This is a genomic window from Curtobacterium sp. MCSS17_006 (assembly GCF_003234215.1).
In the GTDB taxonomy this organism is placed as follows: Bacteria; Actinomycetota; Actinomycetes; order Actinomycetales; family Microbacteriaceae; genus Curtobacterium; species Curtobacterium flaccumfaciens.
Genome location: NZ_QKSO01000014.1, coordinates 81,603 through 93,659 on the forward strand (window position 1 = coordinate 81,603; position 12,057 = coordinate 93,659).

Genomic DNA, 12,057 nt, shown 5'->3' on the forward strand with positions numbered 1-12,057 from the left:
GTGGAGCTCATCACTCATCGGTACTTCTTTCAGGGTTCAGGGTGGTGGGAACGAGCTGGTCGACGAACCATCGCAGGGCTTCGATGACCTGCTCCCGAGCGGCGGCGGCAGTCAGCACGTCGATCGGGAACGACGGCCGTTTGTCGATCCTGCCGGCGGCCAAGTCGATCCCGGGCACGGCGTTGAGTCGGCTACGGAACTCTTCGCGCAGCGCGAGGTCATCGAACGGCGGGCGGACCCGCAGGTGCTGGAACACCACTTCGACGCTCCCCGAGATCGGGTAGATCGCGAAGGGCCAGTGCGACGGACCTTCCTCGGATCGTCGCGGTGCCGTCATGAACGCGCTGCTCTCCCGACTCGACCCGAACTCGACAGTGCCGCCGAGTTCCTTCCACGCGGCGAAGAGCTCGGAGACCGCGTGGAACGTCGTCGGCGGGTTCGCGCTTGACAACTGCCCCATGAACGTGCCGTCGGACACCGCATCCGTCCCGTTGAATCCTTCCGTGACCAGGCCGACACGTTCGGCGAGCGCCGCAGTCGAGAGTCGGGCCGCCTCGTCAGCAGCGCCGTTTGTCCAGAATCGCAGCCCTTCTTCTTCCAGCACCGCCCGGGGGTCACGCTCATCGAATGGATCCGACCAACGGAATCCCGGCGAGATCGTGCCGCCGCCCTGGAGGACCCGGTGTGCGCCGATGACTTCGTGGCTCGCCAAGTGGACACCCAGGGGCACCGGGTGCGTGCCCACGAGAGCAGCGACGTCGCCGTACGACGACCAGTGGCCGGCGGGGATGGCCATGATCGCCTGGTGCACGAGCGACCAGTCGCGGCCGGTGTCCGACGACTGCAGCCGCTCGTTCGGGCCGGCCCACTGCTCGACGATCCGTTCGGCGAACCACTCACCGCGAGCGAGGACTTCGGCTCGACCCCACGTCGAAGCTTCGAGCACGAGTCGGTTCAGTCCACTGAAGCTGCTCTTCCGGAAATCGTCCTGCTTCGATGGGAACGGCCGGTTGCTGAGTTCGGAGTTGTACCCGGTCAGGGTCAGGTTGCCCAGCGAATGTACGAGTTGCTCGTGCACCAGGTCGATCGTCTCGTCGTCGGCGAGGTCGACGTCGAGTGCTGCACGCCATTCCGGCGTCAGCGTCTGCGGAAGGATGTGCTCGATCGTCGACTTCTCGACGTCAACGGGCTCCTTCGCGTTGAGCTCTTCCTGCACCCACTTCAGGATCAGCTTCTGCTGGGTGCGCAGGCCACGCAGGTAGAACGGCTGGGTGCGGACGGCCTCGCGGATCTGGTCGTCGGTCGAGAAGTACTTCCGCCCGGTCGAGAAGTAATCGACGATGACCTGGTCGACGGGGCGATCATCAAGGACGCCGCACGCCTGCAGGATGGTCCGGTTCAGCCCTTGGCCCGAGCGTCCGCCGATGGTCCGGCGAACGATGTAGGACTCGACAGCTGCGAGCGCGCCCGCGACCTGCTCCGTACTGCTCGTACCAGCAGCGCGTCGTGCGAGAAGCCGGAGCGTGAGCGGCACTGTGGTTGTCGATGCCCACTCGGCCAGGTGCTGCAGGTGCTTTCGAACGGCAGCATCGGGTTCGCGGGAAGGATCGCGGATGACCTCGAGCTGCTCGGACAGACGGCTGAACCGCTCGATCTCCGCGAGGATCTGCTCGTCGTCCATCTTCGCCAGACGCGCCTGCTGGTAGCTGTAGATGTCCCCCTGCTTCAGCAGTGGTTCGTCCGCGACGGCGTCGAGCCAGAAGATCAGCTCGAGGTCGTTGACGCTGAGCCGGCGCTGCATCGGGAGCCACCACGACGAGTACACCGATTCCCCGCGGGACCCGAGGCGCATGAACAGGTAGTTGCGGACCAGGTCACCCTGCGTCAGTCGGAGCCCCGTGTTGTTGAGCGACTCGAAGATCCGGTAGACGTTGTCCTCGTCACGAGCGGTGATCGAGACGAAGCTCAGACCGCCGAGCACGGCCTCGCGGATTCGTTCGATGTCGTACGGATCGTCCGGGTCGTCGGCGAGCTCGAGCTCGCGCCGGAAGAACGAGTAGGCGTCGCCCACCCCGGACGTCGAGTCAGCGCCGACGGCACCGTCGACGACTGCACGGAACGGGTCGCGGTCGGCCTGGGTCGGCAGGAGCTTCAGGCGTGCGTCACCGGGCTTGAAGCGGTCCGCGATGTACTGCTCGTGGATGCTCTCGGCGATCATCGGCTGCTCCGACTGGTGAACCCGCAGGTAGTCCCGGAGCGCACACAACAGGATCGACAACGTCGTCAGTCGCTGCTGGCCATCGACGACGAGGAACTCCATGCCGGTCGGCACGATCGCGCCGGTCGAGAGCACGAGCGAGCCCATGAAGTGCGTCGCACTCGGGTTCGTCCGGCGGGTCTCGGCAAGTTCGAGGATGTCGCTCCACAGGCGCTTCCGCTGACGCACCTCCCACGCGTAGGGCCGCTGGTAGAGCGGCACCAGGTACTGCTTCGGTCCGCCGAGCAGCTCCTGCAGCGTCGTCTCGCGTACGTCCATGTACTCCCCTAAGTCTCGAGCGTGATTCTACGGATGAGCTCAACCGCGGACGGAGTACCCCTCCAGACGAGCGGCTTCGTCGCGGAAATCCGCAAGTCGAGACTCGACGACCTCATTCCACTCCGCGCGTCTCCGACAAATCGTAGGGCGGCTGGAGCTCCGCCTCGAGACGCAGCCGGATTCGAGGCCGCCCACTCGACGAGTTGCGCTCGGTTTCACCTTCGCGGATGACTGACGTCAAGTTCATCCCATGGTCGGTCTGCTCCGTCGGAGCATTGGTCAGGCGGATCCGAACGGACTCGTCGGGGATGGCCGTGAGCGCTCGCTGCTCGAGAAGCTTCGCCAGGACGAGGGCGAACCGACGCTCGACCTCGCGTCGACCGGCGAGGCCGTCATCAACGAGAGGGTGAGCGGACTCGGGCGGTGACGAAGTGACGTCGCCCGACAACGAGATCCGTTCGGCCGGCATCACTCCAGCTGACAGGAGGGCGTCTCTCAGCAAAGCTGCATTCGCCTTGGGAACCTCGGTGAAGTAGAGGTCGAGTCGACCACTTTTCAACGCAAGAGCCAATCGTCGAATCGCTCCTGACCGTCCACGCGTGACGGCCAGGTGGCTGATCTGGGCAACCCGCAGCTTCCGCTCTCGTCCTCCTATGGTCCAGGCGGAGAACCTCGATCGTGCGCTGAGGGTGCAGACGTACCCATCGAACTCGATGTCCATCCCGTCGGCAACGACCCACATCGCCGCTCCTTCCGCCCCGAATGGGGAGTCCTCTGTCAGTGCTGTTCAGCACAATAATGGAGCAGCCCTCAACACCTTGGAGCACACCCGTGAGCAGAGCCCGCGACGGACGCGAGCACAGCTCCTCCGACGGAGGAGACCAGGCGTTCGGATTCGGATTCGGATCGGACGAGCCGGCACAGCAGTCGACCTCGCAGTACCCCGGGCCACCGCTGACCCGATCGGCGTTCAGCGAGCCGCACCCATCGCGCCCGAAGCAGCGGCGACGACGCCGTTGGCCGTGGTGGTTCGCCGGGAGTGGCGCCACGCTCGTGGCGGTCCTCGGTTTGATCGGTTCCCTCGTTCCTGAGTCGACGACGGTCGCTCTCCCGACGGGCTCACCGACCGGGACGACCACGCCGTCAACGACGGGGACGGCCACCCCGACTCCAACCCCCGAACCAGGAACCGCCCTCGCGGTCCTCGCGGCACTGACGGTGAAGGGCAAGGCGGCGGCCGCTGGCTACGAGCGCGAGGCGTTCGGTGTGGCGTGGGCGGACGTGGACGGGAACGGGTGCGACACGCGTGACGACGTCCTCGCTCGCGACCTGACCGACACGGTGCTCGACGGCACGTGCGAGGTCACCTCGGGGACACTGGTGTCCCCGTACACCGCGGTCTCGATGCACTTCATGCGGGGATGGGAGACGTCCGCCGAGGTCCAGATTGACCACGTTGTGCCGCTCGCGAATGCGTGGCGCACCGGCGCGTACGCCTGGACTGCGGCCCAGCGCGAGGCCTTCGCGAACGACCCGGTCAACCTCTTCGCGGTCGACGGCCCGTCGAACCAGCAGAAGAGCGACGGTGACGCGGCCACTTGGCTCCCCGCGAACAAGTCGTTCCGTTGCGCGTACGTCGCGCACCAGGTCGCGGTCAAGGCGAAGTACGAGCTCTCACTGGCACCGGCTGAGCACGATGCGATTGCACGGATCCTCGCGACGTGCCCGACGCATCCGGTACCGACGGCGTCGTCGGTCGACGTCAGGTCGGTTGTCCCGACGTCGACCGCATCGCCGTCGGCTGCGCAGGTCCAGGCCGAAGCAGACCGGAAGGCGAAGGCCGACGCCGCAGCCGCAGCCGCAGCGCAGGAGAAGGCCGCTACAGACGCTGCCGCGGCAGACGCGGCCGCGGCAGACGCGGCCGCGCAGCAGGCGGCTGCAGACGCTGCAGCTCAACAGAACGCGCCGGCGCCGGCCGCTCCCGCGGCCGGAACGGCGTTCTACGCGAACTGCGATGCGGTCCGTGCGGCAGGCGCTGCTCCGATCCGCGCAGGAGATCCGGGGTACTCACGCAAGCTCGACCGCGATGGGGACGGTGTCGGCTGCGAGTAGCGACCGACATCTGAACGGAGGCGCGGTGTCAGCTGGCACCGCCCCTCCAGTCCATCACTGCGCGAGCAGCACACCCCGTGACTGGAGCACCCACTTGAGCGGGTCCACGGTCCGGTAGGGCGAGATCCCGAACCGGCTGAGCGTGTCGCCGTCCGGCGAATCTCCGAGAACCGACACCGCGAAGAAGCGGTGGTCGACACCGCGACCGGCATTCGCCTGGTCGAGCGTGTACACGAACCCGGACGCACCGAGCGTGAACAGCAGGCTCCGAACCTCGAGACTGAGGAGCTCACTGTCCTCCTTGTCGAACGTCCCGGTGTCAAGACTCGGGTCCCGCTGCATCGCCGAGCCCGGGTTCGACATGATCGCCTTCCAGTCGACGTCATCGACGTCGCGGAGAGCTTGCAGCGCATCGAACTTGGAGACGATGACGCCGAGACGCGTCGACGAGTCGCCCATCAGCCGGAGCAGGTTGCCGAGCACCACCTTCGGGTCACCGCCCGTCGTGAGCTGCGGCGGGACGAGGTCACGGAGACGTTCGCGGATCTCGCTGATCTGCAGCGGATCGAACATGAAGAACACCGCGTCCGCGTGGCGCAGGAACGAGAGGTTCTGCGCGTCTGCTGACGCGTTCTCCATCTCCTCGCCCGCGACGTCGCGGATGACGAGGTACCGCAGCGCGCCGTTGATGATCCCGAGACGGAAGATCATCGGATCCCGCTGGTAGGAGTTCGCCGTGTCCGCACGTGGCGTCGGCGCGATGATGCCGAGCTCTTCGTAGAGAGGCCGCTCGTAAACGCTCGTGTAGACGTCGCGGGTGCGTTCGTTGCCGTAGTCGACCGAGGAGTTCACGTGCGCCAGGAGATGTCCGAGCTGCTGGACAGCGACGGCGATGTAGAACGACTTCCCCGTTGCACGCGCTCCGTTCATCGCGACAGTCGTGACCTCCGCGTTGCGCCAGCCCGGCAGGAGTGCGTAGTGGCAGATCGCGCAGATCTCCGTCTGGGCGCTCCCGCAACGACCGCAGAACGAGGACTCCCGCGGAGTCCACCGGCGGGGGGCGTTCTCAGGCTTCTGTTCGACGTTCACGAAGCCGGAGGACACCGGCCCACCGAGGTACGCCGATGCAACCACATCGTGTGCTTTCTCACACGACGGGTTCTGACACATCCACATCCGCACGTTCTCGGGTAGGTGCTGGAAACAGCTGGGGCACGCGGTCATTCGGAGACCTCCTCGCCCGCGGCAGCGAGACCGCGGAGCAGTGATTCGACGGTGGCACGGAACTCAGCCGGCGCCGTGGTGAGTCGCTCAGGAACGGCTGTGCCGTCCACGACGGGTTCGATGACGGTGGTGGTCGCCGCGTCCACGCCTGCGACAACCGCCGCGGATCGGGCGAGGAGCAGGACGGTGTGGTTGCCCGGCGTCGACGCCACGGACGGTTCGTCGGTCACACGGACGACGAGACGCGTCCGGCCGCCCGACGAAGGCGGCGCGACGACGCCGTCGAAGTCGGCGGAGGATCCGAGCGTCCGCACGTCCGGCAGGGAACGCAGCCGCGGGACCATCAACGAGGGGTCCTCTTCCGACTGCCATTCAACCTGCTGGTCGACGAGGGCGACCGGGAGCGTTGATCCCTTCGGGACCAACGCGTCGAGGCCCGCGATCATTTCGATGACAGCGCCGACTGCGCCGTCCCGGTACCGCGCGGCCATCGACGCGGATGCGTCCAGGGCGATCGCGAGCTCGCGGGACGGAGCGACCGATGACGAAGCGTTCTCCGCCGTCCTCGCCGCCGCACGGGTGGCCGCAGCGACGTCGGTCAGCTCGGCCTCGTGGACGACGGCGACGGAGCCGACGACGATCCGCCCGCCGGCGGGCTCGACGAACACCAGGTCGCGGTGACGCAGGCCGGCGACGTCGATCGGACCGATGACGACGCGCTCGGGTTCAGCGCCAGTTCCTTCGCGTTCAATGGTGAGTCCGATCGACGCACCGATGCCGAACTCGGTCGCATCGATCGGGACGACGCGGAGCACCGCCGCATCCGACAGCGCCGGTACGACGAGGAGTCCGGGACGTGGCGCGATCGAATTGACGGCGCCGCCGGCGGGTACCAGCACGACGTCGGCGGAACCGGCGGTCGAGATGGCGGCGGCACGGAACGGTCCCGCGGTGATGGTGATCGAACGGTCGCCGTCGAGCATGTACGTGGGCATCAGTTGACCTCGTTCCGGCCGAACCGGCCGAGCAGGCCGCTCCGGGTCTTCGTTGGTTGCTCGGTGTCGAGCCATCGGGCGAACAACCGCCGCGCGACATTCGCACCGTCGTGAGCGCGTGCCGGGTCCGGATCGGAGATCGCCGACTGGTCGACCAGTCGCGCAGCGAGCTCCATCGCGCCGGGCACCGCTGATGGGCGAGCATCGAAGACCGACTCCGCGAGCACCCGTGCGATGCTCGGACCGCCCGCGGCGGTGTCCCCACCCAGGCGTAGGCGACTCACGTCCGGCGATCGCCCACCCTGTATCGACACGCCGAGGGCGTCGGACTCAGCGCGGACGAAGAGCTCGGCAACGAGGCGGGTGTCCGCGCCGGGTACGCCCCCTTCGGCGACCACAGCGTCGAGCACCGCTCGGACCCCGACGGCGGTCGCGCTGCCCGCGAGCTTCTCAGCCACGATGAACGGAACTCCACCGACCGGCAACACCGAGGAGACGGCCCGGATGGCGACCGCTGCGACGATCGGTTCGACGATCTCCGGGAACGTGTCAAGGCCGTCCGCGGACAATCCGCTTGCCGCGAGCGCGCTGATGACCTCGTCAACCCACCACGTCGCGGAAGGCTGGTCCTTCAGCGTGTCAGCGACGACCGGCTCGCGGCTGATCCGGAAGAGCTGCTGTGTCGCCGACCGCATCCGACCAAGGGGGGCGGCTTCGAGCATCTGCTCGGGCAGCGGCAGCGCCACGAGTTCGTCGAGGTCCTTGCCGTCCCGCGCCGCTCGGAGCACTCGCGCAACCGAGTGGTCCGGCACGTCCACCTGGAACTGCCATGCCTCGAGGACCTGAGCAGGGGTCCATGGGACGCCCCCCAGGAGGGCGCCTTGTGCCATCACCAGGCGGCGGTCGAGGGTCGTTGTGGGAAGGGCGCGGGCCGCACGCGCCACGTCCACGAACGCGAGGTGTCGGAGACCCGCGACGACAGACCCGCCACCGGTGCGACACGCCACGATGACCCGTTCCCGATCGAGGGGCGTGAGCAGACCATCGGCGCGAGGAACGATGGGGTCGTCATCCGAGTACAACCACGCCAGCACCGGGCTGATCAGCACGTTGCCGACGGACCGGTGCTGCACCTCGGGCATCGAAGCGGTCACGTCTCGGGCCAGTGCGCGCACCCCTGGCCCGACCGGTCCGGTCCTCTCCACCAGGCCGTGTCCCTCGCCGCTGACCAGCACGGGTGCAACGAGCATCTCCACGAGCCGCTCCGCGGGACTCAGCGCGTCCGGGTCGACCAGGGGCAGCCCGACTGAATCCATCAGATCGAGCAGGTGCAGAATCTCCACAGCAGCGCTCACCAGGCTTGCGCCAGCGGCCGGTGGGTTCTGGCCGACACGCTCCAGCCACTCGCCGAGGGCAGTCTCGGCACGGCGGCGGAGCCCGGCGTCAGCCACCCCTCGTGCGCCCGCCGGGACCGGGACCGGCCCGGTACGGGCCAACCACGCACGGTCGCCGATCGCGCGCTCGGCGTACGCCCGCGCGGCGAGTCCCGACAAAACGTGGGAGCCCTCAACGCCGGCCTCCGCAAGAGCGAGGGCTTCCTCGGTGCTCGAACCGAACCGTGCGCCGAGCGCCTCAGCGGTGGCGGCCCAGAGAGCGGGCTGGTCGCGCAGCCGCACGGGTGAGTTCTCGGCGAGGACCTGAGCGGCCTCGTCCCGCGCGTCGAGCAGTTCCCCGTCCCCCAGGATCCCGCCTTGCGCGACGACGACCATCGCGAGCGGCCACTCCGGTACCAGTCCGACGTCGCCGACCGCGTCGGCAACTGCATCGAGGGCGTCGAGCGTGGCGTTTGCGAGCGACGGGTCCGCCAACGCGACCTGGGCCAGGACCGACCAGTTGGACGCTGGTACGGTCGTGCCGTCGTCGAGACGATGCGGGCTCCCCCCCGGGTCGCCCAGGGATGGCTCGGACTGATCGTCGATGAGGACGACGTCGTCCCGTTCACCGACGGAGGCCACGTCGGCCGACGGAATCGCCACGAGGTGCACCCCGTGCCGGATCGCCTCGTCGAGCTCGGTGGCGCGTTCGAAGAGGGAGAGCGCGAATCGACGGCTCGTGCCCGCGGACATGAAGAGGCTGACCGATGCTGCCCACAGAGCCGCGGTCTCCGGGACATCGGTGGCGAGAACGACCGGCCGTCCTCCGGACATCGCGTCCCGGACGGCGTCGAGCAGGACGGCGAGCACCCCGATCCGCCACGAAGACGCGTCGGTCAGGAAGGCGACGACCGCGTCCGGTCCGACGGGACCTACTCCGAGCACCGGGTTCCCACCGACGGTTGAGGTCAGCACTTGCTGCTGCCCGAACGGGGCGAGCCAGTTCGACCGCCATGCCAGGACTGGCCGGAGCGTGGCCGCGGCGGACGTCGGCAAACGATCGAGGACGACGTGGGAGAACACGTTGCCAGGACGCCCGGTGCCGTCGGAGCCCGCCTGTGCCGCGTGCCAGTACGCCCACGATGCACCGACACCGGTCGGCGCGTAGGTGAAGCGACGAGCGAGCCCATCGATCTGCGTCGGTGTCGGGAACTGCGGGAGTGGATCGACAGCGCCGAAGGCCGTGACGACACGCGAGCGGAGTGCGTCGAGCTCGGCCGCGGTGAGCGCGCCCACGGTCTCCTTGACCTGCCACCCGCCGGGTCCGGTGCCGTCATCGAACGAGGCGTAGGTGAGTTGTGCCCATCGGTCGGTGCCGAGGTTCGTCTCAGCGACCACCGCGGATCCCCAGCTTCTCGCCGAACGACGTGAGGCGGAGCGAGGCCGGCGCCGGGTCGAGGAGCGCGATCCCCCGTAGTTCCTCCGGCGGCAGGTCGACGAAGAGCCGGACGTGTCCGGTCGGCGTCGACACCTCGCTCTTCCACGCTTCCCCGCTGCTCTGGTACGACGGTGCGCTGTCGGGGCCGCCGATGGACGCGAACTGCGCGCGACGGGTCGGCGACACGCCGTCGAGGTCGTCACGCACCACCGGCAACGCGCGTCCGTCGCGGATGCTCAGCGGCATCCGGTCCGGGTTGTGCACGAGCACGAAGGAGAGCGCACGGTCGACTGAGTTCCCTGGCGACCAGACACTGAACGACACTCCGGAGACCTGCTGCATGAAGTTCCGCAGCACGCGCACCGAGTAGTGCAGGCGCAGGAGGCCTCGGTACGTGATGGTCCGGATCGGCCCGGGAACTCGCTCACCCGCCTGGAACGCGATGGGGACGAGATGCAGATCACGTCCCGTCGCGGGCAGCGGGCCCGGGAACCGGAGGCCACCCGACCGCTTGTACTGTTCGTGCGACACCTCGATCGGCGAGCTCGCCGCGATCGCGTCGGTCGCAGGAACTCCGATCTGCGATGCGTACACCTGGACGGTCGCCGCTCCCTCCGGCCACGCGAACGTGAGGACTTGTCGCGATACTCGCTCGACGATCCGCGCGGCGGAGATCGATCCAGGACCGGCCTGGGAAACGGAGTTCCCCACGAACGCCTGCCCGCCGAGCAGTGTGACCGGCGTGAAGTAGGCGCGCGTCCATCCACGCGGCCACGGCACGGCGAGCATCGAGACGCGGCCGTCCTGCTCGGTCACGACGGGGTCTCCGAGCGCGGCATGGGTCGGCAGCGCAGCTTGTTCGAGGGCGGCCTCGTCGATGGGCCGCAGGTCTGCGCCCGGGACCGGAGGGGTCTCAGTGCGGTAGAGCACGACACGACCGCCCCTCGGCGGGGTCCACCGCAGATCGAAGCGGCGCTCGTCGTCGATCCCGGTCATCGAGACCTCGAGGTCACGGACCGGTTCGTGGACCTGCGAGATGAGCTTCGGCTCCGAGAGCGGAGCAGACAACTGCGTCGCACCGTCCACGTCGGCCTCGGCCAGTACCTCGTACAGGTACCGCCGGCCTCGTTCCGCGGCGTCGTCGACGAAGCCTCCCAGGTTGTCGTGTCCAGAGGCGATCCGGTACTGCGGATTGCCCCGACCGATCGCCGCCCGTTCGATGGGGATCCGGTACACCTGCACCCTGCGGACCCCGGGCAGCGTCCGCCACTGGCCGACGACACGGCCCTCGTCTTCTCGGAGCACGAAGTCGGTCGGGCTGACGACGACCGATCCCTGGGCGTGCAACACCGGCTGTTCTGCCCGCGCTCGGTCGACGTCGGCGCCGGTGTGCGCCCACACCTGGACGGAGCGCACTGCGCTTGTCTGCTCAATCGTGTCGGTCGTGGCGAGGTCGGTCGTCGCCGCGACGAAGTCCGCGAGGTCGGGGTTGTACGGCATGTACTCGTCGCTGATCACGACCCGGTAGAGCACCGTTCCGGACGTCGGCGTCGCCGCGGACCAGCTGTACCGGAGCGTCCCGTCCGGCGCCACGGTCGCGGCGACGGGAACCGGCTGACGGTCGGACACCGCGTAGCCGTACTGGACGAACCCACGATCGAAGCCGAACTGGGCGTCCGACCCCGGGGCAGCACCAGCACCAGCACCAGCGCTGACGCCGCCGGCGGCAGCCTCGGACCCCGCGACCGGTGACGGTGCGTGGTCGAGTCGGACGGTGGGCCGCGGCGGTGCCGGTGCCGGTTCGCCAGCGTCGACGACGGGCGACGTCCCGACCGAGGCGAGGACGTCGGCGACCTCCGGGGCGAACTCCGCGACCGAGGCCGACAGCCGAGCGCGCACCTGCTCCACCGTGGTGATCGTGGAGCGGGCGATCGTCCGGAGGGTGCTCGGTTTGAGGGCCGCGACCGAGTCACGTCCCGAGGCGAGCTCCTCATCGCGCCAGGCGGTGAGCGCCTCGAACCGTCGCTCTGCCGTCGACTCCCCCGCAGCGTCGTCCCCGCTGGCCGCATCCTGTGGGACGGCGACGGGACGCTGGTACTCGACCGGGATGTCGATGTCCTCGACACCGGCGGCGACCTGATCGAGGAGGAACTGGATGGTGGGCCGCCAAGACTCGACCAGTTCGTCCTGCTCGCGGCCTGGGCGCCGATCCGACACCGCGTCGACGGACCCCGCCGCGGCGATGTCCTGCATCTGCGCGGCTGACGGCAGCGGGAACCCGAGCGGCGCGAATATCTCGAGCCAGTCGCGCAACAGCTCTCCGCGCTGCTGGGTGGTGTCGCCGGTCATGGGGTCTGCTCCTGTGTGGTCATGGAGATG

At 68.5% G+C, this 12,057-nt stretch carries 7 protein-coding genes; 1 reads left to right on the top strand and 6 read right to left on the bottom strand.

The window, feature by feature from the left end:
- Positions 1-10 precede the first annotated feature (10 nt).
- Positions 11-2,536: a DUF262 domain-containing protein gene (locus tag DEJ21_RS13785; protein ID WP_111224957.1), complete on the bottom strand. Its 2,526-nt coding sequence runs from the start codon at positions 2,534-2,536 to the stop codon at positions 11-13.
- A 112-nt stretch (positions 2,537-2,648) separates the two neighbouring features.
- A complete protein-coding gene (locus DEJ21_RS18020; RefSeq protein ID WP_146247790.1) occupies positions 2,649-3,278 on the bottom strand; it encodes a 6-phosphogluconolactonase in 630 nt (209 codons plus the stop codon).
- A 476-nt stretch (positions 3,279-3,754) separates the two neighbouring features.
- Between DEJ21_RS18020 and DEJ21_RS13790 the strand changes: the two genes are divergently transcribed.
- Entirely contained in the window at positions 3,755-4,648 is an 894-nt protein-coding gene (locus DEJ21_RS13790) for an excalibur calcium-binding domain-containing protein (protein ID WP_258375072.1), read from the top strand.
- A gap of 54 nt (positions 4,649-4,702) precedes the next feature.
- On the opposite strand, the gene DEJ21_RS13795 is transcribed toward DEJ21_RS13790, so the two are convergent.
- From DEJ21_RS13795 to DEJ21_RS13810, 4 genes are all read right to left on the bottom strand, one after another.
- Positions 4,703-5,578 carry a hypothetical protein gene (locus tag DEJ21_RS13795; RefSeq protein ID WP_146247791.1) on the bottom strand — a complete coding sequence of 292 codons (876 nt, stop codon included), beginning with the start codon at positions 5,576-5,578 and terminating at the stop codon, positions 4,703-4,705.
- Between the two features lie 290 nt (positions 5,579-5,868).
- A complete protein-coding gene (locus tag DEJ21_RS13800) occupies positions 5,869-6,867 on the bottom strand; it encodes a hypothetical protein (protein WP_111224960.1) in 999 nt (332 codons plus the stop codon).
- Positions 6,867-9,638 (bottom strand): hypothetical protein, encoded by a 2,772-nt coding sequence (locus DEJ21_RS18690; protein WP_111224961.1) that lies wholly within the window; start codon positions 9,636-9,638, stop codon positions 6,867-6,869. Before DEJ21_RS18690 ends, DEJ21_RS13800 begins: the two co-directional genes overlap by 1 nt.
- Positions 9,628-12,027, bottom strand: coding sequence for a hypothetical protein (locus DEJ21_RS13810; protein WP_111224962.1), 2,400 nt, complete (start codon positions 12,025-12,027; stop codon positions 9,628-9,630). Before DEJ21_RS13810 ends, DEJ21_RS18690 begins: the two co-directional genes overlap by 11 nt.
- Between the last annotated feature and the right edge of the window lie 30 nt (positions 12,028-12,057).

Coding starts and splice junctions, on each gene's coding strand:
- DEJ21_RS13785 (WP_111224957.1), bottom strand. CDS start 2,536: ATGGACGTACGCGAGACGACGCTGCAGGAGCTGCTCGGCGGACCGAAG.
- DEJ21_RS13810 (WP_111224962.1), bottom strand. CDS start 12,027: ATGACCGGCGACACCACCCAGCAGCGCGGAGAGCTGTTGCGCGACTGG.
- DEJ21_RS13800 (WP_111224960.1), bottom strand. CDS start 6,867: ATGCCCACGTACATGCTCGACGGCGACCGTTCGATCACCATCACCGCG.
- DEJ21_RS18020 (WP_146247790.1), bottom strand. CDS start 3,278: ATGTGGGTCGTTGCCGACGGGATGGACATCGAGTTCGATGGGTACGTC.
- DEJ21_RS13795 (WP_146247791.1), bottom strand. CDS start 5,578: ATGAACGGAGCGCGTGCAACGGGGAAGTCGTTCTACATCGCCGTCGCT.